Source organism: Paraburkholderia bannensis NBRC 103871 (assembly GCF_000685015.1).
GTDB classification, from domain to species: Bacteria; Pseudomonadota; Gammaproteobacteria; order Burkholderiales; family Burkholderiaceae; genus Paraburkholderia; species Paraburkholderia bannensis.
The window spans coordinates 26,518-49,258 of sequence record NZ_BAYA01000044.1; the positions used below are offsets into that span (position 1 = coordinate 26,518).

At 60.9% G+C, this 22,741-nt stretch carries 22 protein-coding genes; 12 read left to right on the top strand and 10 right to left on the bottom strand.

What is annotated here, in order from left to right; translation table 11 throughout:
* Positions 1-32: 32 nt before the first annotated feature.
* Together BBA01S_RS35855 and BBA01S_RS35860 are read right to left on the bottom strand one after the other, a co-directional pair.
* On the bottom strand, positions 33-1,061 hold the full coding sequence (locus tag BBA01S_RS35855) for a methionine synthase (protein WP_027820635.1): 1,029 nt from the start codon (positions 1,059-1,061) through the stop codon (positions 33-35).
* A gap of 27 nt (positions 1,062-1,088) precedes the next feature.
* Positions 1,089-2,072 carry a DUF1852 domain-containing protein gene (locus tag BBA01S_RS35860; RefSeq protein ID WP_027820636.1) on the bottom strand — a complete coding sequence of 328 codons (984 nt, stop codon included), beginning with the start codon at positions 2,070-2,072 and terminating at the stop codon, positions 1,089-1,091.
* 349 nt (positions 2,073-2,421) lie between these two features.
* On the opposite strand from BBA01S_RS35860, the gene BBA01S_RS35865 reads away from it, so the two are divergent.
* The 4 genes from BBA01S_RS35865 to BBA01S_RS35880 all read left to right on the top strand — a co-directional run bounded on the left by BBA01S_RS35865 (position 2,422) and on the right by BBA01S_RS35880 (position 5,650).
* On the top strand, positions 2,422-3,330 hold the full coding sequence (locus tag BBA01S_RS35865) for a LysR family transcriptional regulator (RefSeq protein ID WP_027820637.1): 909 nt from the start codon (positions 2,422-2,424) through the stop codon (positions 3,328-3,330).
* A 156-nt stretch (positions 3,331-3,486) separates the two neighbouring features.
* A complete protein-coding gene (locus BBA01S_RS44305; protein ID WP_052392046.1) occupies positions 3,487-4,701 on the top strand; it encodes an ATP-binding protein in 1,215 nt (404 codons plus the stop codon).
* Between the two features lie 161 nt (positions 4,702-4,862).
* On the top strand, positions 4,863-5,234 hold the full coding sequence (locus BBA01S_RS35875) for a VOC family protein (RefSeq protein ID WP_027820638.1): 372 nt from the start codon (positions 4,863-4,865) through the stop codon (positions 5,232-5,234).
* Positions 5,235-5,254: 20 nt separating this feature from the next.
* Entirely contained in the window at positions 5,255-5,650 is a 396-nt protein-coding gene (locus BBA01S_RS35880; RefSeq protein WP_027820639.1) for a hypothetical protein, read from the top strand.
* 64 nt (positions 5,651-5,714) lie between these two features.
* On the opposite strand, the gene BBA01S_RS35885 is transcribed toward BBA01S_RS35880, so the two are convergent.
* Positions 5,715-6,131, bottom strand: a complete 417-nt coding sequence (locus BBA01S_RS35885) for a universal stress protein (RefSeq protein ID WP_027820640.1) — start codon at positions 6,129-6,131, stop codon at positions 5,715-5,717.
* A 318-nt stretch (positions 6,132-6,449) separates the two neighbouring features.
* Here BBA01S_RS35885 and BBA01S_RS47265 point away from each other — a divergent pair, with 318 nt between their 5' ends.
* From BBA01S_RS47265 to BBA01S_RS35895, 3 genes are all read left to right on the top strand, one after another.
* Complete coding sequence (locus tag BBA01S_RS47265) at positions 6,450-6,704, top strand: hypothetical protein (RefSeq protein ID WP_156966202.1); 255 nt, start codon at positions 6,450-6,452, stop codon at positions 6,702-6,704.
* Between the two features lie 124 nt (positions 6,705-6,828).
* Positions 6,829-7,521: a globin family protein gene (locus BBA01S_RS47270; RefSeq protein WP_042298449.1), complete on the top strand. Its 693-nt coding sequence runs from the start codon at positions 6,829-6,831 to the stop codon at positions 7,519-7,521.
* 50 nt (positions 7,522-7,571) lie between these two features.
* A complete protein-coding gene (locus tag BBA01S_RS35895; RefSeq protein WP_156966203.1) occupies positions 7,572-8,204 on the top strand; it encodes a hypothetical protein in 633 nt (210 codons plus the stop codon).
* Positions 8,205-8,401: 197 nt separating this feature from the next.
* On the opposite strand, the gene BBA01S_RS35900 is transcribed toward BBA01S_RS35895, so the two are convergent.
* Entirely contained in the window at positions 8,402-8,665 is a 264-nt protein-coding gene (locus tag BBA01S_RS35900) for a pentapeptide MXKDX repeat protein (protein ID WP_027820642.1), read from the bottom strand.
* Positions 8,666-8,925: 260 nt separating this feature from the next.
* On the opposite strand from BBA01S_RS35900, the gene BBA01S_RS35905 reads away from it, so the two are divergent.
* The gene (locus BBA01S_RS35905; RefSeq protein ID WP_027820643.1) at positions 8,926-9,639 is read left to right on the top strand and encodes a DUF1223 domain-containing protein; all 714 of its coding nucleotides are present in this window, start codon (positions 8,926-8,928) and stop codon (positions 9,637-9,639) included.
* 204 nt (positions 9,640-9,843) lie between these two features.
* On the top strand, positions 9,844-10,794 hold the full coding sequence (locus tag BBA01S_RS35910) for a LysR family transcriptional regulator (protein ID WP_027820644.1): 951 nt from the start codon (positions 9,844-9,846) through the stop codon (positions 10,792-10,794).
* 8 nt (positions 10,795-10,802) lie between these two features.
* Here BBA01S_RS35910 and BBA01S_RS35915 read toward each other — a convergent pair whose 3' ends face one another.
* A complete protein-coding gene (locus BBA01S_RS35915) occupies positions 10,803-11,747 on the bottom strand; it encodes a cupin domain-containing protein (protein WP_027820645.1) in 945 nt (314 codons plus the stop codon).
* 367 nt (positions 11,748-12,114) lie between these two features.
* On the opposite strand from BBA01S_RS35915, the gene BBA01S_RS35920 reads away from it, so the two are divergent.
* Positions 12,115-13,074 carry a DMT family transporter gene (locus BBA01S_RS35920; RefSeq protein ID WP_027820646.1) on the top strand — a complete coding sequence of 320 codons (960 nt, stop codon included), beginning with the start codon at positions 12,115-12,117 and terminating at the stop codon, positions 13,072-13,074.
* Between the two features lie 196 nt (positions 13,075-13,270).
* The gene (locus tag BBA01S_RS35925; RefSeq protein WP_027820647.1) at positions 13,271-13,666 is read left to right on the top strand and encodes a hypothetical protein; all 396 of its coding nucleotides are present in this window, start codon (positions 13,271-13,273) and stop codon (positions 13,664-13,666) included.
* Positions 13,667-13,778: 112 nt separating this feature from the next.
* On the opposite strand, the gene BBA01S_RS35930 is transcribed toward BBA01S_RS35925, so the two are convergent.
* The 4 genes from BBA01S_RS35930 to BBA01S_RS35945 all read right to left on the bottom strand — a co-directional run bounded on the left by BBA01S_RS35930 (position 13,779) and on the right by BBA01S_RS35945 (position 20,991).
* Complete coding sequence (locus BBA01S_RS35930) at positions 13,779-14,954, bottom strand: MFS transporter (protein WP_027820648.1); 1,176 nt, start codon at positions 14,952-14,954, stop codon at positions 13,779-13,781.
* Positions 14,955-15,080: 126 nt separating this feature from the next.
* On the bottom strand, positions 15,081-16,559 hold the full coding sequence (locus BBA01S_RS35935) for an efflux transporter outer membrane subunit (protein WP_042298451.1): 1,479 nt from the start codon (positions 16,557-16,559) through the stop codon (positions 15,081-15,083).
* A complete protein-coding gene (locus BBA01S_RS35940; protein WP_027820650.1) occupies positions 16,556-19,744 on the bottom strand; it encodes an efflux RND transporter permease subunit in 3,189 nt (1,062 codons plus the stop codon). Before BBA01S_RS35940 ends, BBA01S_RS35935 begins: the two co-directional genes overlap by 4 nt.
* Entirely contained in the window at positions 19,741-20,991 is a 1,251-nt protein-coding gene (locus BBA01S_RS35945) for an efflux RND transporter periplasmic adaptor subunit (RefSeq protein ID WP_027820651.1), read from the bottom strand. Before BBA01S_RS35945 ends, BBA01S_RS35940 begins: the two co-directional genes overlap by 4 nt.
* A 275-nt stretch (positions 20,992-21,266) precedes the next feature.
* Here BBA01S_RS35945 and BBA01S_RS35950 point away from each other — a divergent pair, with 275 nt between their 5' ends.
* Positions 21,267-21,785, top strand: coding sequence for a winged helix-turn-helix transcriptional regulator (locus BBA01S_RS35950; protein WP_042298452.1), 519 nt, complete (start codon positions 21,267-21,269; stop codon positions 21,783-21,785).
* A gap of 40 nt (positions 21,786-21,825) precedes the next feature.
* On the opposite strand, the gene BBA01S_RS35955 is transcribed toward BBA01S_RS35950, so the two are convergent.
* A partial coding sequence (locus BBA01S_RS35955) for a LysR family transcriptional regulator (protein WP_042298457.1) occupies positions 21,826-22,741 on the bottom strand: 916 nt, incomplete at its 5' end.

Here is a 22,741-nt window from a genome sequence, read left to right on the forward strand (position 1 = left end):
AGCAACTCACGACGGCCATTTCCGCCCCGGAATTAGACCGAAAGTTCTCCGCGTACGATCGCTGCGCCTGCACTCAAGGCTTCCAGCTTGCCTTTCGCTATGGCACGTGACAAGGGCGCCATACCGCAGTTGGTGCAAGGATAGAGCTTGTCGGCATCGACAAACTGGAGTGCCTTTCGCAGGGTATTGGCGACTTCCTCGGGCGTCTCAATTGTGTCGCTAGCCACGTCAATGGCCCCCACCATCACCTTCTTGCCGCGAATCAGCTCGATGAGCTCCATCGGAACGTGAGAGTTGTGGCATTCCAGCGAGACCATGCCGATACTGGACTTTTGCAGCCTGGGGAAAGCCTCTTCATACTGCCGCCACTCCGAACCCAGCGTCTTCTTCCAGTCCGTATTGGCCTTGATGCCATAGCCATAGCAAATATGGACAGCCGTTTCGCACTTAAGGCCTTCAATGGCGCGTTCCAGCGTGGCAACGCCCCACTCGTTCACCTCGTCGAAGAACACATTGAATGCGGGTTCATCGAACTGAATGATATCGACCCCGGCCGCTTCCAGTTCCCTGGCTTCCTGATTCAGGATCGTGGCGAATTCCCAAGCCAGTTTTTCGCGGCTTTTATAGTGATCGTCATAGAGCGTATCGATCATCGTCATCGGGCCGGGGAGTGCCCATTTAATGGGTTGATTCGTTTGCTGACGCAGGAATTTGGCGTCTTCAACAAACACCGGCTTTTTGCGAGCGACAGCACCCACCACCGTCGGTACGCTTGCATCATAGCGGTCACGAATTCTGACGGTCTTGCGGGTCTCGAAATCGACGCCGTCCAGGTGCTCGATAAACGTGGTCACAAAATGCTGGCGCGTCTGTTCGCCATCGCTGACGATGTCGATACCTGCATGTTGCTGTTCCTGCAGCGACAAACGCAAGGCATCCTGCTTGCCCTCAACCAGTTCCTCGTCCTGCAACTTCCACGGAGACCAAAGTTTCTCGGGTTCTGCAAGCCATGAGGGTTTCGGGAGGCTACCAGCAGTCGAAGTGGGCAACAATTTTTTCACGGTATATGACCTTGCGTTTTTGATAAATCAGAGAGCGTAACTAGCAGACCACTGCTGAAGAACCGCCTGGTAGGGTTTGATGAAATTTGCCTCGGCATACTTTCCCTGCTCAATCGCCAGACGACTACGCTCTTCCCGGTCATAAACAATCCGGGTCAACGAAAAATCCTCGTGCTTCAAACTGGGCTGATAACATTCCCCCGCCGCAGAATTTGCGTTGTAGATTTCCGGCCGGTATATCTTCTGGAATGTATCCATCGTGCTGATCGTGCCGATTAGCTCAAGATTGCTGTAATCAGCGATCAAGTCGCCAGCAAAATAAAAGGCCAACGGTGCGACGCTATTCGGCGGCATGAAGTAGCGAACCTTCAACCCCATCTTCCTGAAATATTCGTCAGTGAGTGAATATTCATCCTGCAGGTATTCAAAACCCAATACAGGATGCTGGTTCGCCGTCCGATGATAGGTCTTGCTGCTCGACACGCTCAGGCAGATAACAGGCTGCTTGGCGAAGTTTTCACGGTAAGCGTTCGAATTTACAAAAGACTTGAACAGCTTCCCATGCAACGCCCCGAAATCATCTGGCGTGCTGAATCCGGGCTGGTTCTTGTTGTGCTCCAGCAAGAGGACACTGAAGTCGTAGTCTCGCACGTAAGACGAGAAATTATTTCCGACAATGCCCTCGATGCGCTCACTGGTTTTCCGATCAAGAATATTCGTTTTCAATATTTCAATCAAAGGCAAGGCATTGTGGCTGCCGCCACCGTCAACATTCATCTCGACAGTGATGATTTCGTGCTTGACGCTATAGCGATCGCCTCTAGGATTATCCCAATGCGCCAGGGCATTGAAACGATTGTCGATCATTTTGAAAGTGTTGCGCAAGTTCTCCTGGCGGCTCGCTCCTCTCGCCAGGTTAGCAAAATTGGTCGTGATGCGCGTATTATCAGAAGGATAATAGTCTTCATCGAAACAAATGCTTTTTATCGCAAATGTAAAGTCTTTATTCATTTTGATATGGCGCCATAATTTCGGTGATAAAGCCCGCAGTCGCTTCCTGCTTTATCGCCGGTTCAGTAGTCGTCTTCCTGAATTTCTACCCGGCAGGCTTTATCGTGTCGATATACCAAACCAGTCTTATTTCATGATGTAGCGCGCCTGGCTTGCTCAGTGCGTGTCTAGCGCAGTTGTGCGCAGAACCGCAAGTGTGCGTGGCGCCTCTATTCGTTGCTGCCTGAATGAGAACTGCTGAAGCCATCCAGAGTCACTGCGATCATAGAGCTTTTCGTCAATGAAGAAAAATGGCATTATTTCATCTATCCATTAGATTTTTTCATCGACTTACCAGAGGGCTTTCGTCGTGCTCGAACGCGTTCATCTAGTCATCGTGCGTGAAGTCGCCCGCCAGGGCTCGCTCACCGCGGCTGCGGCGTCGCTCTTTCTCACACAGTCAGCGTTGAGCCACACGGTCAAGAAGATCGAGCAGCAACTGGGCACGGCGATCTGGGATCGGGAGGGCCGCAGCCTGCGCCTCACCCAGGCGGGTCAATATCTGCTTGCCCTCGCAGAACGCCTTTTGCCCCAGTTCGAACTGGCCGAAGAGCGCATGAAGCAATATGCAGCCGGCGAGCGCGGCACGCTGCGCATCGGCATGGAGTGCGCGCCCTGTTATCAATGGCTGCTCAAGGTCGTGTCGCCCTATCTCACGCGCTGGCCGGATGTCGATGTCGATGTGAAGCAGCGTTTCCAGTTCGGCGGCATCGGTGCGTTGATCGGTTACGACATCGACGTGCTTGTCACGCCCGATCCGCTGAACCGTCCGGGCTTGCGCTTCGAACCGGTGTTCGATTACGAGCAGGTACTCGTAGTCTCCGAAAAGCACCGGCTTGCCAGGGTGCGCTATGTGAAGCCTGAGCAGCTTGTCGAGGAAACGCTCATCACCTATCCCGTGGACACCGACCGGCTCGACATCTACAACTATTTTCTGCGCCCGGCCGGCGTCGTGCCGCGCCAGCACAAGACGATCGAGACCACCGACATCATGATGCAGATGGTGGCCAGCAACCGTGGCGTGGCCGCGCTGCCGAAGTGGCTCGCTGAGGAATACGCCGACCGCATGCCGCTCGTCGGCGTGAAGCTTGGCAAGGAAGGCATCGCCAAGCAGATCTTTCTAGGCATACGCGAAACCGATAGCGCGATCGACTATCTGGCTTCGTTCGTCGAATTCGCGCGGGAATCGAACTGGCAGGCGGCGCGCCCACGGCGATGAGCAAACGACAAAACGGCCCAATTTCCCCCGTTGTTCCCCCGATAGAAAAACGTTTGCTTCGCGGACAATAGCGGTAAAAGCCGGGAACTCGGCTGTCTCAGGGGTGCGTCTGCGGGCGCAGGCAATACATCGAAATATAATAGAAAGGTGACCGCCTTGTTTGCAAGGATCGTGCTGCTATCCATTGCATCGTTGATGCTCGCGCAGATTAGCTTCCCATATTTCGACTCAGCCGGTTCGGCCGGCCTTTCCAGCAAGCTCTCACTCGACTCCGCGTCAACGGCCTTATCCGCGTGGCAAGACGATGACGATATCGGCTTGTCGGCGGACGATACGCGTCCCCACGGCATCGCGCCGCGCCTGTCGATTCATCCACGCTTCGCCGATCTGGGCGACGCAGTCGCGCCGCATCTGCGCGACGCCATCTGGGCGCCGGACGTTGCAACGCACTGGAACCCCTCGTTTGCGCACGATAGCGACACGCACTGGATCGGCGCTCGCGTGCTGGCGCCATTCGCCGCCGCGTACGCGCTGCTGGCAGGCCTTTTATTCGCGTTGCGAAGCTGGTGGCGGCGCGAGGTGCGCGACGATCTGCAGCAGATGAGCGCCATGCTGCGCAAATCGAGCGCGGCTATCGGCGACGCGCCTGAATTTACGCCAGGCCGTCGGCGCGAATTGCACGACCTGGCGCGCACGCTAGGCGATCTTTGGTGCCGACGCAACGGTGCCGCCGAAGACGAGTCGCGCACCTTCACAGCGTTCCTCAAGCTCATCGAAGCGCGTGCGGCACGCCTGCGATCGATCGCGACCAACATCACAGGCTGGAATCTGCGCGTGACGCTCATCGAGGACATCGACATTTTTCAGGACGTCGCGCGGCAATTCGGCAATGCGGCCGGCCAGCGTGAAGATGACACAACACCCGTGAGCGTGGATGCGTATCTCAAGGATCGTTTCCTCTACGGCGTGAACGCAGACGATAGCCGCATAGTGCTGCGTCTACAGGCTGGCGAAGCCTTCGAGCTGCCACGCGCCGCCCTCGTCCGGCTGATCGATAATCTGGTTGGCAATGCGCTCGCACATGGGGCGCCGCCGGTCGAAATCGGCACTGCACGCACGACGCGCAACTGGATACTGAGCGTGCGCGATCACGGTGCAGGCGGAGCGGAGCGGCTCCAGGAGCGCGCGCGGATGTCGGCGTTACGCGCCTCGCCGGCTGCGAGCCGGGACATGGGCGCACATTGGGGCATCGGCCTGTCGATCGTCGGACGCCTTGCCCAGCGCTGCAACGCAACGCTCAAGATCGGCGATCACCCTGAGGGTGGTCTGTGCGTGCGCATGGTGGTGGCGATCAATGAGACGTCCGCGTAAGACATTCAACAGCACGCGCTGTCCGCTAACCGCGATCAATCTCGATGAGCGTTGACACTATCGTTGCATGACCCTACGGAGTCGTCGGGCTTAAGCTTTCGGTTCGCAAAATGCCTATGATTGGATAACAACAAACCTGATTGCACCGATCCATAAGCGCGATGAAGCTATCAATTACCCGTTTGATCCTTTACGTCCGCGATGTTGCGCTTCTTGAAGCCTTCTATCAGAGTCACTTTGGACTCGATGTGATCGAGCGCATCCCTGGCGAATGGGCTGTGCTAAAAGCCGGAGCGCTTGAACTTGCTCTCCATCGTGTCGGAGAACCGTTTCGTGGCCATGCGGGCGCAGCCAGTCAGTCCAATGCGAAGCTCGTGTTCCACGTACCTGCCGGACTTCCCGATTTACGCGCAAAGCTGATCGACGCAAATGTTCGCATGCGGGAGATGAAACGCTATGACGGTTTCCCCTATTTGATGTGCGACGGATGCGACCCGGAAGGCAATGTCTTCCAGCTTTGCCAGCCCGATTAAAAAGACTTACTGGAAGGCTTATGCACACGAACTGGAAGTTGATCCGCGACGCCCTCAACACGGCAATCGATAGTTGCGAGGCGTTGGAGCTAGCAGGATATCAGGAAGGACACCGAAACCAGACGGTCGAGATCAATGGCATATCGGTCAGCTTGCAGGACTTTCTGGTTAGCGGCTGGACGATGCCCGAAAACCTTCGCTACGCGATTATCCGTCAGCGGCACGATGATGCGATGGATCTACCGTATACCCCCGAAACAGCCCGCATCATGATGGCCGTAACCGCCGCTTGCGCTGAGCTCGTCGGTGCAGGAGCGCAGTCGTCCAGCACCGACGCAATCAAAGGCATGATCGACTGGTTTCGTGATCACTTCGATCCCAACGTCGCGCGCATGGTCAAGCGTGCCGACGATTGAATCGATTCGTCACATTCGCGCGCAGCGTGGCGTCGTGGCTGCGGTCATCGACCTGAAGTCAAGGTCAGTGAAGCATCGTCACCGGCGTCGATGACAGCTGCCATAGCCTCGCGAGAACGATCCAACGGTGAAAAAATCCCAGCTGGCTCGCGTCAAGCAGGACGATGTCGGCATGGGCCTGCGCGGCATGCTGCGCGATCGTTCGCGCCGTGGGCCCGAACACGCGCTTCCAGGTGTACGGGACGCCGGCATCGTCAAGAATGGCCCGCGTCTGCATCAGCGCATCGCGCGCCTCATCCTTCTCCCGCCTGCGCAGCGTTGCTGGCGAATGAAATGCAACGGCGCGTCCCTGCGAGGCGTCGCTTAGCACTTCAATGACCTCGACCTCTGACACGCATTGCTCAGCGAACAGAAATGCGCCATGTCGCGCGGCCTCGGTGGCCTCTTTCGCACCCAGCACAGGAATCAGCAATTTCAGCACCACGACCTCCCGCCCCACATCCGTTGTCTTCACCCCAATTGAAGCACGGCGACGATCAGCAAGAAGTAAAACTCAGGCTGCCCTGCATAAAAATGCCATCAAGATGAATGGTGCTGCGAGCGGCCACGTTTCATCAGAAGCCTGACGCGATACCACGGCGTCCTATTGAACAGACAACGACTCCCCGGCAAGCGGCAAACCCGGCGCGGTCATCCAGTCGCGCCAATAGCCCCGAATGCATGCATCCGGCAAACGGTTTCGAACGTAGTTCCGGGTATTGCCCTGCCGTCCTGGCAGGACATCACCAGGAGCCCGGCGATGAAAACACTGATGACCACCCTTGCAGCCTTCGTGGCGATTGCAGGCGGCGCGCTGCCCCCTACTGCATACGCTGCGGGCAATGCACATAGTGCAGCAACGGCAGGCATGACCTGGCACGGTGACCCGGTATCCGGGCCGACCAGCCCGCTGCCGCAGGCGCAGCAAGCACAGCCCGCAGAAAAAACCCAGGCGCCTGCTACGCCGGCCAATCCTCCGATGATTCATACGGTGCCCGCCGGGAACAGTCAGTGAGTGCACGCGCCCTCAACTGCATCCGCATGCTCTCGCCAAACGTATAAGCGTTTGCCATCCCGCTAGTGTGATAGTGCCCCGAGTCGGGAAGCGGCGTCGCGATGGCGACCTGAGGAGACGATTCATGAATCGAACTATTGGCATCGCGCTGGCTGCGGCAACGCTGGCTTCACTCAGTGCCTGCGGAGGCGGGAATGACATTGCTTCAACGCGGGTCGTACAGCACCCGGAGAACCAGGCAATCTGGTCTGCGCTCGGTGGTGATTCGGCGGCGCCAGCGGCCGTAGCGGGCATTGTCAGCGCCGCAGCCACCGGTCTCCTTGCGGATCCGGTCGAGGCCCCGTATTTTGCGGCAGTCACGGGCAACACCACTCACAGCAGCGCGGCCCATGACACCCCCGCCCGGCTTGAGGCCTGTCTCACGCTGCAGTTCGAATCGCTTCTCGGCGGCCCTTATACCTACCCCGGGCCAGTCAAGGTGAGTGGGGATATCGACGCCCAACCGGAAATGTGTCAGGACATGACGACCGCGCATAACGATGTTGGCGTGCCTGGCTGCGTCTTCGATCAGTTCATGGTGGACCTGGTCGCAACGCTGCAAAGCAAGCTGCCCGCCGCAGATTTTGCTGCGTTGACTTCGACGACGAATGGAACGTACGCGCTCACCGCGAAGAATTCTGCCGGCATCCCGGTGGGCACGCTATTCCAGTACAGCGCAGTGCCGACGTTGTTCAACCTGCGCAGCACCATCACCAATGCAACACCGGGCGGCCCGCTCTATCTGCCTCCGACGGTTGCAACATCATGTTCCAGCTAAGCGCTGCGCGGACGCCGCGCCTCATTACCGGAATCGCTGCAGCGACGTGCATGAGCGTCGCGGCGATTGGCTGGATGCACACGTCACAGGGCCGGGAGGTGCTCGCGAAGCTTGGTATCGGATGCCCAGTCAATAGCATCGATCCCCATGTTGTGCTCGCGATTCAGCAGAACGCCATTTCGCGTGAAAGAGGTTTAACGGCGGCGCCCGCCAGGCCGGCATTGGGATTGCTGCTCGACCGGAGTACCGAGGCCCAGGTCGCCGAAAGAATGGCCCGTGAAAACGTGCATTGCGACGAACTTTCACGCGGACTGCTCTACCTGCGATGCCGTAGCGTACCCGCGCAGATGCTGGGCACACATGGCCCGCCCGTGAGCGAAATATGGTTTAGCTTTAGTCCGGCGCACACACTCATGGCCATCAATCTGTACCGCCGCGACATGACCGAACCCGAGGCCCGGCAGAGCTGGAAGATCGCCGTGGAGAACCTCCGACATGATCTCGGATTTCCAACCTCGACGTCTGGCGACACAACCCTGGCGTCGTTCGCGGAGAAACCCGTTGCAGTCGCGAGGGTGAACTATGCTTACTCAGACTACGTTGCGATAGTGACAGCGTCTCATATGCCCTATGGCGGGATGGCAGTGCGTGAGCAGTATATGTCGGCAAGGACTGCAGAATAAAATACATGCTGGAATCTGCCGCGCCGATCAAGCCTGCGGGCAGCCGGTGCAGGCCATCCTTCGCAGCTGATTTTCGTGGGCATGCGCAAGGAAGCGACGGACGCCTCGCCAGCTCCGTCGCTTGCAACCCGTTGGTGCACGGGGGCGGAAACCGTGCGCGGCCTGTCGGCCCCGCCCGCTCCCATTGTGTGCGCTGGTTACTGCGGCATCGAGCCCGACGCAGAGTGGGCCATACCCATCGCATCGTGCTTCTTCATCTTGCTGCTTTTTTTCATCGAATCGTGCGACATGCTCTTCTTGCTCATCGTGTCGTGCGACATGGCATCCTTGCCCATCGCGCCGTTTGACATCGCGCCGTTCGACATCGCGTCATTTGACATCGCACCGCTTGCCTGCGCAAATGCTGCCGATGCGCCCATTGCCAGTGCCGCTCCGAGTACTGCCGTCATGATTCGCTTCATTTCTGATCTCCTTAGCAAAAAAAGTTGGTATCCGTGCCACCGGGGCGTGCGCCCAAGGGTTTTGTGCGTCGCAGCGAGATCTGCCTTCGCCGTTTCCAAATCGATCACCATGACGATCGGACAGACCTAAGTTCGCTCTGGAAAGCGCAGCGGTTACAGCGCGTCGAAAATTTTTTATGCGGCGTAACGCGGGGCACTGGGTGTAACCCATTCAGCCCGAGGAGCGAATTAGCTATACCGACGTTTTCCGGAGTCAGTCGATGTTGGCCCGCTCTTTCATTGCGCTCTGCGCTGCAGCCGTCCTCGTGTCGCAAGCGTTCGCCGCCGCCCCGCGCCCCGTTGTCGTCGAGTTGTTCACGTCGCAGGGCTGCTCATCATGCCCGCCCGCGGATCGCTTTCTGTCTGAACTGAGCGACACGCGCGAGGACGTTCTGCCGCTGGCGTTCCATGTCACGTACTGGAACCAACTCGGCTGGAACGACCCCTTCTCGTTCAAAAATGCGGATGCGCGTCAGGCCCGGTACGCGCAACAATTTCGCGACTTTGAATACACGCCGGAGATGGTCATAGACGGCAAGGTCGACGTCGTGGGCTCCAATCGCTCAGCGGCCAGATCGGCGATTGATCAGGCGACGCGCAACGTCGAGTCAGCCGCGGCGGTGAGCGCAAAGCGCGAAGGCGGACGCGTTTCGGTGACCATCGGAGCAGGCAATGGGCGTGCGCGCGTCGTGCTGGTGGGCTATGACACGCGACGCGTCACCCCGGTCGGACGAGGAGAAAATGCCGGGCGCACGCTCACCGAGTCGAACATCGTGCGTGAGTTCACGCCGATCGGCGAGTGGACAGGAGCGGCGCAGACGCTGAACGCAGCCAGCGTCACGGGTGAGCATCTGGCAGTGCTGCTCGAAGCGGACGACGGCGCGATTGTAGGCGCCGCGCGTGTGGCGGATGTGCCTGCAGGGGCCGCGCGTTGATGGATTGGGTCATGGCGCCCCCTTCTCTCGACAATCCCTCCTGCCTCCGCACGGCCTTGCACCCGACTTCACTATCAACGCTAAAGCGGCCGGCACTGATCACTGCGCGCATCGTCCACAACCCGAAAGGCTCTCCTGCCGAAAGGGCAGTACACTACCGGCCTGAGCAAAAGCACCCCCCCCCTGATTCGCGGCAGACATTTCATGGACTATTTCGCTGCAGTACGAGCCTTTGTTCGCGCAGCGGAGCTGAAGAGCTTCAGCAAGACGGCCAATGAACTCGCCGTCAAGACATCGACGATATCGCGCTATGTGAGCGAGCTGGAAAGCGACCTGGGCATCGCCCTGTTCAACCGCTCGACACGCGGACTCGTCCTCACGGAAGGCGGCCGGCTGTTTCGTGAACACGCTGTGCTGGCGTTGCAGGCACTCGATGACGCGCGCGAAGTGACATCGTCGCTCAATCGCACCCCGCAAGGCGCGCTGCGCGTGACAATGCCCCCCGCCTTCGGTCGCCTGCATATCGTGCCGCATCTGCCAGCCTTCATGGCCCGCTACCCCGACATCGACCTCGACATCGTCTCGACGGATCAAACGCTCAACATGATCGACGCCGGCATTGATGTGGCGATACGCACTGGCGTGCTGCCCGATTCTTCATTGATGGCGAGGCGCCTTGCGCCGCATCGTCGTATCGTCTGCGGCAGTCCTGCGTATTTCGAGCGTCACGGCACGCCCCGTGTCCCTGACGACCTTGGCGCGCACGATGCACTTCGCCTGCCCCTGGTGCCGGACGACAGATGGTCTTTCACGCGAGCCGCCACTGGTACGCCAGCGTCACCACAACAGGAACACGTGCTGGTGCAACTACAGGGGCGTTTGCGCGCCGACGACGCGCAAGCCGTGCTCGCGCTCGCCGTGGCCGGCTGCGGCGTGGCGCTCATCCCAACGTGGCTTGCGTCTACGGCGCTGCGCGAAGGACACCTGAAGCATGTACTCCCGGAATGGGAGGCGCGCACCGGACGAGCCGAACCTGCGGTCTGGGCTGCCTACCCGCCGAAGAAAATCGTCTCGTCGAAGGTGCGCGCCTTTGTGGACTTCTATGCCGACACGTTTGGCGAGCCACCGTACTGGGACGAGGGGCTCGCACGCTAGCGTCGGCCTTAACGGGCGAAGCGGATGTCCAGCGTGCGCAGGTAAGTCTGCAAGCCCGCATCCTGGATAGGAATTACGTAGGCGTTTTCGTTCGTTTCATTGAAATGCGCATGCCAGTATCCAGGCGGAGTGACAAAGGCCATTCCCGCTTCCCAATCGACGCGGGTCGGATTCACGATATTTCCTTCGCTGTCCAGTTCCGTCCCGACCAGCGTATAGACACCTGGCTTGCCGCCTGCGATGAAGTCGAGTGCAATCGATTGATGCCGATGCGGCTTCTGCATGGAGTTGGGCGGCACGATCCCGAACATCGCCCACAACACATGCGTGACCGTGCGCGTCTGCGGAAAATTGGCGTTGCCCATCAGCACGCTGATACGGTTGCGACGGCCCGCGTTGGCTTGTTCCGCGACATCACGCAATGCCGCCTGCGCGCTGGCGGCCGGATAGCGTGTGGGCGCAAATCGCGCCTGCACCCCCGTCGTGCCAAGATAGGCAAGCAGAGGGGCGTCGTTGACGTAGTAGAGCGTGGCCGTTGCATCGGCGGCCAGCGTGGCAACATGGCCGCCCGGGAGCGTGAAGAAGTCGCCCATGGCAAAAGGGAAGCGCGTTCCAGCCTGCTCCACGCTGCCCGCGCCGCTGATCACGTAGCAGACCTGCGAAGTCGCATTCGGATCGAGTGTCAACGCATCGCCGGCATTGATGCGCAGGAAATTGGCGCTCAGTCCGGGGCCGGTCGCGGGGCCTGGGCAGCCCAGCTCTGCAGACAGGTCGAGCGGCACGACTCGCGTCGCACCGTCCGCATACAGCGAAGGCGGGAAGCTGTGGAACGGCACGCGCGAAATAAGCTTCGCACCAATCGGATTGGCGGACGAGGTGTATTCGAAATATTGCGCGTCTTCGGTCACGACATTAAGTTCGCTGGAAAGCTCGGGCGATGTCACGGTCAGCATGGTGTGCTCCTTAAGGGTTTTCAGAGGGCTTCGTGCGAATCCGTTCGTGGAGTGGGGATCCGCATTCAAAGGCTGACCTGACTCTAGACGCGGCGCCACGGCTCCAGAAGTGCCGGACATCGAAATCACCTTTGCGCAAAAGGGACATCGTGTACCCGTTTCGAAACGGGGCTTGCTGAATCGAAGCCGCCGACTGACCGCCACGGGTGACATGTGCCTCCCGTCGCTTCAGCGACCGCTCATGGAATGTCTTTTGCCTCCGCCGGGCTGAACCTCTTGTCGCTCACGGATAGATGCCTGACTCTTTCTGGAAAGCCGCACGCCCTGCATTCGATACCCTCGTAACAGGTGACCCCGGAGAACCCGCATGCAAGCGCAACTTCTGATTGGCGTAATGGCCGCCGTTTTTGCCGCGTTCTCCTGGTCATTGAATTTCGTCGCGCCATATGTCGTTGGGCCCTATTCCATTTACGACCTGGCCGTCACGCGCTTTCTGATTTCCGGCGTCCTGGGCCTGGTTCTGTTCTTTGCGGTGAGAGACCGTGGCGCGCGCACGACCACACGCGACTGGATGGTCGCCGCGTGGCTTGGCTTCGTCGGCTACGTTGGCTATTTTGTGACCATCATGGCCGCTGTGCGGTTCGCCGGGCCGATTATCCCGCCTGCCATCGTTGCAACGGTGCCCGTCGTGCTGGCCATCGCTGGCAACCAGGGAGCGCAGGCTACATCGTGGAGAGTCTTGAGTCTCCCGCTCGGCTTCATCTTGTTGGGACTGCTGATGGTGAACTGGACAGGGCTGGTCGCGGCGTTCAACGGCCTGTCGCTCGGCGTTGTCGCCGGAATTGCAATCTCGTTTGGCGCGGTATCGCTGTGGACGGCGTTTGCATTGTCAAACCGGAACGCGTTGAAAAAGCGTCCGATGATGGATCCGCGCAAATGGACGGCGATGATGATGATCGGCGGCGCAGTCGAAATCGCCCTGTTCGTCCCGGTTGCAGCCCATCTGGCACTGCTGAACCTCATCAGCCTTGGCCTGCAATGGCCGTCCTTCGGGTTGATTCTCGCAAGTTCTCTGGTGCTTGCCGCGGTGGGATCGATTGCCGGTTCGTGGGCATGGACGATCGCGTCAAAGCGACTGCCGATCGGACTCGCGGGCCAGCTCATTGTCACGGAAACGGTTTTTGCCACGTCGTTCGGTCTGGTGGCGAGCCATCGATGGCCGACCGCCAACGAGGCGGCAGGCATCGGAGCCATTGTCTGTGGCGTCGTCATCGCCTTGAAGGTTTTGCACTCGTCGGCCGTCGAACCTCACAAGATCACCAGCTAGAACAACCGCTCCGGTTTCGACACGTCATATCAAGCGTTTATACGCAGGGTGTAGGCACATGCGCCGTCGCGCACGTCACAGCGGCATCGCGCGCGTGAATGATCGATTTTCTTGCCCAAACGTGATCCCCGGTGTCAATATCCTTGCACCGAACGTCCGTTTCGCAAGGAACGCCTCTCCCCAACGCGACTCATCCATGACTCAAACGTTTGACGCCGCCGCGCTTCTGCAACTGGCACAGGACGCCGAGCAAGCAGGTTTCGCCACCTGCACCTGCTGCAAGTCACCTCTGGACGGCTGGCAATCCCAACCGCTCTCACTGGACGAGTCCCTGCTCGTACAGGTCGGAACCCTCGTGGACGCAGAGGATCCAGAACCCACGTTCCGCGAATTCCTGCCTGCCGGTTCGAGTTACTGGGCGCCCGACGCCCCCATCGCCCCGCGCTTTTACCCCTACAACCGCAGCGATGTCTGGAAATGCACCTCCTGCAACCGCCTGTTCCTGCGCTACACGGAGGGCGGCGGCTACTTCGTCGATCGGCGCATCCGGTCGATCGCCAGCAAGCTGATCGTCGACGCAGCACCCGAATAGCCCGCGCCTGCTCTAGCGCGCAGGCTCCAGCACCGCTGCCTCTATGAACAGGACATGGGATCGTCGCTGTTTGCATTAGACATGGCGCTGTTACTTGCATCGCGACTGAAATTCAAGCCGCCACGGCGCGCTTTTCGGGGTTCGCAAATGAGGCGATGCGGCGCGTCGCGAGCCCGGATACGAGAATCGCCATCACCACGGGAATGCTGGAGAGATAGCCCAGGTTGTGGCTGCCGATGACCGGAATCACGGCGGCGCCGAGTGCGCCGGCAATCGACACCCCCACATAAGTTGCGGAAGTATTGAGGCCGACCAGCACAGCCGTCATAGGCGGGTTCAGGCTCGCGAGACGGAACTGCTGCGGCACCAGCACGCCCCATGCACACGCGCCCCAGATCGTGACCGCAATCGCTGCGCTCCAGAGATGTGCGCCCGTGACCGGCATGGTGAGGATGACGATGGCGACGATGGCCAGCTTGATCATGACGACCTTGTGCGAGCCGATCTTGTCGAGGATTCGCCCCGTCAGCAGGTTCGAGAACGTTCCCGCCAGGCCCCAAAGCACCAGCAGCCCGCCCAGCACCGTGGCGCTGTGGCCAGTGGCGCGATCGAACACGACGGAGAAGTAGCTGAAGATGATGAACGTACCGATCTGGGCAAGCACCGTCGTCGCGAGCGTGAGCCCGACGCGGGAATCGGCGAGCGGAGACAGGCGCTGGCTGAGCGAGATGGCCGGCGGCAATGGGACTTCGGGCAGGAACGCCAGGATGCCAGCGAACGCGGCCGCACCCAGTGCAGCGACGAGAACAAGCGTCCAGTGCCAGCTTGCCAGCCCGCCAATCACCGCGCCAATGGGCGAGCCCAGCGCAGTAGCGGTCGTCAGCCCCGCCACGATGATGGACAGTGCATAGCCCCGACGCTCCGGCGGCACGAGCGATGCGCCGGTGCCGCTGGCAGTCGGCGAGAACATCGCGGCGCCCAGCCCAGCGAAAGCCCGCGTGGCCAGGGCGATGCCGAGATTCGGCGCAACGATGGTGCCGAGATTCGCGATGACGAACAGGCCGATGCCGCTGAGCAGCAGGCGCTTGCGTGGGACGTTCGCCGCAAGCGCCGCGATCGTCGGGCCGAGCAAGGCATAGCTCAGCGCATATACGCTGATCAACTGCCCGGCAGCGCCGATGCTGACGCCAAACGAATGGGCGCTTTCAGGCAGGATGCCCGCAAAAACAAAGCTATCGGTACCCAGTGCGAACATACCGAGCGAGAGTGTTAGAAGACGGCGATCCATGTCGGCCCCTCCAGAAAAACTACGAGCGAGGTCTCGTGACGAAACTATAGAAAAGCCGCCTGCATCGCACTACGGGCCGCATGCAGGAAGCTGTTCCCCATAAACCGGTTAAGTGGTATTGGCGCGTTATTGGCTCTGGGCGACCTGCTGCTGTGGCGCATTCCATCCCCCGCCCAGCGAGCGGAACGTTCTTACTGCGGCGCGCGCGGCGTCCGCCTTCGTTGCATCGAGATCGTCGCGTGCATCGAGCAGTTGGCGGTCGGCGTCGAGCACATCGGTCAGCGTGATCGAACCCGCGCGATACGCTTTCTCGGACAGGTCTCGCGCCTTCGTCAATGCTTCGACCTCCTGCTGGATTTCCTGCGCGCGCAGCTCCGTTTGCGAGAGCGTCATGAAGGCGTCTTCGACGTCTTCGGTCGCCTTGAGCGCGGCCTCGCGATACTGCGCCAGCGCCTGAGCGTACGACCCACGCGCATTCTTGACTTCGGCGTCCACCTTGCCGAAATCGAACAGACGCCATTGCAGCGCACCTGTTCCGATGGGCTGAAACGACTTCGCACTGAGAAAGTGGCTGGCCGAAATGCTGTCGAATCCCAGTGCACCGGAGAGCGAAATCTTCGGGTAGTAGTCGGCAATCGCCACGCCAATGGCTTCGTTGGACGCTGCCAGGTGGCGTTCCGCAGCAATGATGTCGGGGCGGCGTCGCAGCACATCGACGGGCTGGTCGGCGCTGCCGATGGCGGGCACGTCGGGAATCGCGCCCGCGTTCGCACCGAGTTCGGCCGCGTAGGTGCCCGGCTGCGCACCCATCAGCACATCGAGCCGGTTCAGTTGCGCCTCAAGCGACACACGCAAGGTCGGCACCGCGGCGCGGGCACCGCGCAGCAACGCTTCGGCCTGCGCCACCTCGCGTTCGTCGGCGGCGCCAGCGTGCTTGCGCGCTTTCACGAGTTCCAGCAGGTGCGCGTAGGTATCCACCTGGTCCTGGGTGACGGCCAGCTGCGCCTGCAGTCCCCGGATCTGCAGGTAGGCATCGGCGGCGTCCGCGGCAACCGTCACGCGCGTTCCCATCTGCGAGGCTTCGGCCGCCTGCTCTTCATCGGTGGCTGCCGCGTGCGCGCGCCGCAGGCCACCGGCGAGATCGATTTCCCAGCTTGCCGACGCCCCCGCGATGTACTCCTTCTGGTCGCGGCTGTAATTGGGAAACGCGCTCGCGATAGTGCCAAGCGGACTCTGCACGCTCTGGTGCAGCGCCGTGTACGACGCATTGGCATCGACCGTCGGCAACAACTGGGCACCCGCTGCCTGGGCCGCGGCGCGCGCCTGCGCAACGCGTGCGATCGAAGCCTGAATATCGAGGTTTTGTGCGAGCGCGCGTTGCACCACCTTGACCAGTTCGGGATCGTTGAACCCCGTCCACCAGCTGTCGAGGCTCGGCGCAGGCAACGTGGCTCGCCGGTCGGCGACGACCTTCGCATTGTGAAACGGCGCCATGTCCGTTGTGGGCGCAACATAATTCGGCCCGACGGCACAGCCTGCAAGAAACGCGCTGACGATCAGGCTGCCCACGAGCGCTTTCGAAGTCCTGGATACGAAGCCGTTCATTTCACTTCTCCACTGCGAAGTTGCCGCAAGGCAGCCGAACCTTTCACGCCGAGCTTGCGAACGAAGGCGTAAAACGCTGGGGTAAAGGCCAGCCCGAAGATCGTCACGCCGAGCATGCCGAAGAACACCGTCGTGCCGAGCGACTGCCGCATTTCCGATCCCGCGCCGCTGGCGATCGCAAGCGGCGCCACGCCCGCAATAAAGGCAAACGACGTCATCAGGATCGGGCGCAGCCGCACATGGGCCGCATGGGTGGCGGCGTCCTCTGCATCGACACCGTCCTCTTCCTGCCGCTGTCTCGCGAACTCGACGATAAGAATGGCGTTCTTGGCGGCCAGTCCAACGAGCACTACGAAGCCGATCTGCGCCAGAATGTCGATGGGCATGCCCCGCATGTTCAGTCCGATCGCGGCTGCAAGCAGGCACATCGGCACGATCAGCACGATCGCGAGCGGCGTCTTCCAGCTTTCATACTGCGCAGCAAGCACCAGGAACACGAACAGCGCCGAAGCCGCAAAGATCACGAGCGGCGACATCGTCTGCTCTTTTTGCTGGTGAGCGAGATCCGTCCATTCGTACGTGATGCCGTTCGGCAAAACCTGTCCGGCGAGCTGTTCCATATGTTCGATAGCCTCGCCCGACGAGAATCCGGGAGCGGCTGCACCCATGATTTCCGCGGCGGGATACATGTTGTAGCGCGGCACGCGATACGGCTCGGTGGTGTTCCTGAAGGTCGCCACGCTGCTGATCGGCACCATGTCTCCCGTGGCGTTGCGCACCTTGAGCCTGCCAATATCCTCAGGTGTACGACGGAATGCTTCGTCGCCCTGCACCCGCACCTGATACGTGCGGCCCATGAAGTTGAAGTCGTTCACGTACTGCGAGCCCAGGTAGAGATCCATGGTCGAAAACACGTCAGTTGGCGTGAGGCCGACTTTCTCTGCCTTGAGGCGGTCGATGTCCGCATAGACGGACGGCGCGCCCGCGTTGTAAAGCGTGAATACGCCACCGAACACCTTGTCCTTGTTGGCCGCGGCCACGAGCGCGTTCGCTGCGTCGGCGAGTGCCTGCGGCCCCAATCCGCCACGATCTTCCAGCATCAGCTTGAAGCCGCCCGCAGCGCCCAGCCCCTGCACGGGCGGCGGATTGACCACCACCACCACCGCGTCCTTGACACCCGCGACCCGCTTGCGCAACGCAACCAGCGTCGACGCCGCGTTCACACCGGGAACGTGCTTGCCATACAGCGAAGGCAGGCCGTAGAACAACGTCCCCACGTTGGGCGCAATCGTGCCCGTCGTGACGTCGAAGCCCGATACGGGCGACGTATGCGTCACGCCCTTGAGTCCTGGCGTTTCGAGCACGATGTCGTTGATCTCGCGGATCACCTTGTCGGTGCGTTCGAGACTCGCGCCCGGAGGCAGGAACGCGATCACAGCCTGATAGCCGATGTCCTGCTCGGGAATGAAGCCGGTAGGCATTCTCGACATCTGCAAGGCCGTCGCGCCAATCAGGCCCGCATAGACGATCAGCATGACCGTGGTGGCACGAACGAAGCGGCTCGTCATCTTCCCGTAGCGCGAAGACAACCAGTCGAACGAAGCATTGAACCGGCCGAACACCGCATGATGAAGGCGACCGAGCGCCGTCGATCCGCCGTGGGTCTTTTCCATCTCATGCGGCTTGAGCAGTACCGCACACAATGCAGGGCTCAGCGTCAGCGAGACGAAACACGAGATCACGGTGGAGGCGGCAATCGTAATCGCGAACTGCTTGAAGAACAGGCCCGAGATGCCCGACATCAACGCAGTGGGCCCGAACACCGCACACAACGTGAGCGCGATGGCGATGATCGCAGTCGAGACCTCGTTCATCGTGCGATGCGCGGCTTCTTTCGGCGACATGCCGAGCGCCATGTTCCGTTCGACGTTCTCGACCACCACGATGGCGTCGTCCACGACGATCCCGACAGCAAGCACCAGTCCGAACAGCGAAAGGTTATTGATCGACGCACCGAACAGCGACAGGATCGTGAACGTGCCGACCAGCGAAACCGGAATCGCCACCACCGGGATGATCGTGGCGCGCCAGTTCTGCAGGAACAGATACACCACGCCGACCACCAGCAGAATGGCAATAGCGATGGTTATAGCGACCTCGTGGATCGACTGGGAAACAAAGGTGGTCGGGTCGTAGATCTTGATGTAGTCGACGCCGGACGGGAAGCTCTTTTTCAGCTCGGCCATTTTGGCCCATACGTCATGTTCGACCTGCACCACGTTCGCATCGGGCGTGGCAATGACGAACCACGGCGTCGCTGCGTACCGGTCGGCATAAGCCTTCGAGCCATAGTCCACCGAGCCGAGTTCGACACGGCCGATATCGCGAATGCGCGTGACGCGTCCCTGCGCATCGGACTTCACGACGACATCGCCAAACTGCTCGGGGGTCGTGAGGCGGCCCAGCGCGTCAATGTTGATCTGATACGCGCCCGTGCCGTGGTTCGACACCGGCGGCTGATTGAGCACGCCCGCGGACACGGCGGCATTCTGTGCACGAAGCGCTGCAAGTACTTCGCTGGCGCTGATGTTGTACGAAGCGGCCTTGTCCGGATCGATCCAGATTCGCATCGCGTACTGCCGCTCGCCGAACAGCTGGAAGTCCGACACGCCCGGCAGGCGCGCGATCTGGTCGCGCACCTTGAGCATGTAGTTCGACAGGTATTCGGGACTGCGGGAACCATCGGGCGAATAGACATGCACGCCCAGCAGCAGTGCCTGGATGGTCTTTTTCACCTGGACGCCCTGCAACTGCACTTCCACGGGCAAGCGCGAGAGTGTGTCTTCCACGCGGCTGCGCGTGAGCAAAAGCGCCGTATTGGGATCCGTGCCGACCTTGAAGATCACGGTGATCGTCAATTGACCGTTGCTGGTCGACTGGCTCGAAATGTAGTCCATGTTCTCGACGCCATTGACGGACTGTTCGAGCGGCGTGGCAACCGTGCGCGCAATCGTATCGGCCGACGCACCTGGATAGGACGTCGTGATCTGGATGGTCGTGGGAACGATGTTCGGATACTGGGCCACGGGCAGTTTCACCATCGTCGCCAGGCCAATGAGCACCGCGAATATGTTGAGCACGGCGGCAAAGCGCGGATGCTCGATAAAGAAGTGAGTCAGCTTCATGATTTCGCTCCGTCGTCGCCCTGCTCTGCCGAGAACTGGATCTTTCCTGCATGCGGGGCAATCTTCGATCCGGGACGCACGGCCGGAATGCCGTCAATCACGATGCGGTCGGTCGGCGCAAGGCCCGCACGAATCACACGCAGGCCGCCGCGCAAGTCGCCAATCTCCACTTTCCTGGCCGTCGCCACGTTGTCGTCTCCCACGACGTACACCATGTGATCCGTTTGATCCTGGAGCACGGCGGCATCGGGAACGAGCAGCGCCGGTTGCGGCGCGGTCGTGGCGAGACGCAGACGCGCGAAGCCACCCGGTGTCAAGGCTAGGTCGCCGTTGGGAATCGTTGCGCGCGCATGGATCGTGCCGCTCGCACGGTCGAGCGTGTTGTCGATAAAGTTAAGCGTGCCGGTACGTGAATAGCCGCTGTCGCCGGTCGGCGAAATCGTCACGGTGTCGGCAAGCGGCCCGCTGCGGTGCTCGCGTGAGCGCTGGAAAGCCGCGTAGTCGCTCTCGCTGATGTCGAAATCCAGGTAGATGGGATCCAGCGAAACGATGGTCGCGAGCAGCGTCGTCGGGCCGGTGCCGGCACGGCTGCCCGACACCAGGTTGCCCGTCGACACCAGGTGCGTGCCAATGCGTCCGGTAAACGGCGCCGTGATCCTGCAGCGATCCAGGTCGAACCGGGCGTCGCGAACGAGTGCGTTCGCGTTGTCGAGGGCCGCTTGAGCCGCGCGCTGCTCGGCGACTTTCTGGTCGACGTTCTCGACCGTTCCCGCCTCCGACTGCTGCAGTTCCTGCGCACGGGCAAGCTCTCGCGTGGCGAGCGCCAGCCGGGCATTCGCGGCTTCGACTGCCGCCGTCGCTTCGCTCAGCTTGATCTGGTAGGGCTCCGGATCGATCTCGAACAGCAGGTCGCCTTGGTGGACGATGTCGCCGTCCTTGAAGTTGATCCGCGTGAGCGTGCCGCCGACCTGGGCACGCAACTCCACCCGGTTCACCGCCGAGAACTGGCCGAGGAATCCAAGCCGCCCCTCGATATCGCGCTGCAAGGGCGCACTGATGCTCACTGACGGGGGCGGCGGCGCGACTGCGGGCGCAGCGCCCGATCCGTGCAGGTGCAACGCCGTCGCCGCCACGGCAACGACCACAACGGCGGCCACGCCCTTGCCGACCCATCGAACGGCGACGGGTCTCGCCTCGCGCGGTGGCGCCGTGACGGCCACCTCGGCCTGGTCAATTTCATTATTCATGGCATTCCTAAGTGTTTAAACTGGCTGCGCGACGTAGAGATGTGCCCCAGTCCGCCCGTCAGGTGATCTATCTGTGCTACCGGTCATGAAAACAGCGGAATGATCCAGAGCGTGGCGGCGATGCGGGCCCACTCTCCCGAAGTCGCCGCCAGCTAAGTTTCGTGACGCAACTATAGGAGACACCGTTGCGTCACGCTACGGGGCCAAACCAGGAAGCTGTTCCCCGGAATCTGGTTAAGTTGCGTGACGAAACTTGTGCCAGGATACGTTCCATCATGTATAGAAAACGCTTCGACGCAATGGACTGCTCGATCGCTCGCGCCCTCGACGAGGTCGGCGAGTGGTGGACGCTTCTGATCGTTCGCGAGTGCACGCAAGGCAGCAGGCGCTTCGACGAATTTCAGAGCGGGCTGGGCATTGCCCGCAATGTCCTCACGGCACGGCTCGAACGCTTGATCGAGCTGGACATCCTGGAACGGTTCCCGCTCGCGGAGCGCGCCAACACCTTTGGTTACCGGTTGACCGCCAAAGGGACGGATCTTTACCCGGTGCTGGTCGCGCTCATGCAATGGGGGGACAAATGGCTTGCGCCAAACGGAAAGCCGCACATCACGCTGGTCGAGGATGCGAGCGGAAGCCCTGTGGAAGCCGTGGAGGTACGCGCGCCGAGTGGGCAGGCGCTGACGTATAGAGACGTCCGGTTCGCCCCTGGCCCCGGCGCGACCCGGAAGACGCAGGCGGTCATCGACGAGCGCAATGACCGGGTACTCGGCGACCCGGGCGACGAGTCATGAACGTAGAAAGCCGCGAGCGCGGCCGCAGAAGCAGGCTAGTTCAGGCGCGCTTTTGCTTGCCGAACCGGGCCATCGACTCCCTCAACCTGGGCGCCGCAAAGTCGATGAAATGCCGCAGTTTCACGGCCATGAGGTTTCTGGACACATGAACCAGGTGCACGGGCACAGGCTCGACCTCGAATTTAGGCAGGAGTATATCGAGTTGTCCGTTTCGAAGCGCTTCGTCGGCGTCGTGCTCGAACACGAAGGTGACGCCCGCGCCGTCCACCGCCGCGCTGACCGCGGCGTCGGGTGAGGTGACCTCCAGCCGGGGCTTCACTTCCAGCAGGGACACCTTGTTGGTGCCGGGAAGGCGGAAGCGCCACGGCGACAGATACGGGCTATTGAAGACGACGCACGGATACTTCAGGAGATCGGCGGGTTCGCGCGGGGCTGCGTGTTGAGCGATGAGCGCCGGGCTTGCGCAGACGATCGAGCGCAATGAGCCGATACGCGTGGCGATCATGTTGCTGTCCGCGAGTTCTCCGACCCGCACGGCGAGATCGGCGTGTGAATCGATCAGGTCGATGTTGCGGTCGGAGAGCAGAAGCCGAACATTGATGTCCGGATATTGCGCGAGAAATTGATTGATGACCGGCAGCACATACAGGCGGCCACCCTGTACGGGGGCAGTCACGACCAGTTCGCCCTTTGCCGTGGCAAACTCGCCCGTCGCCTCGTGCTCCTGATCGCGCACGAGATCGAGGATGCGTCGCGCCGCGGCGACGTACGAGAGACCGGCATCGGTCAACGTGAGCTTGCGCGTGGTGCGTATCAGCAAGCGGGTGCCCAGCATCTCCTCAAGATCGGCGACCTTGCGAGTGAGTGTGCTGACCGGAATTTTCATTTCGCGAGCGGCCGCAGACAGGCTTCCCCTGTCCACCGCGCTCAACAGCATTTCCATGGCTTCTAGAAGG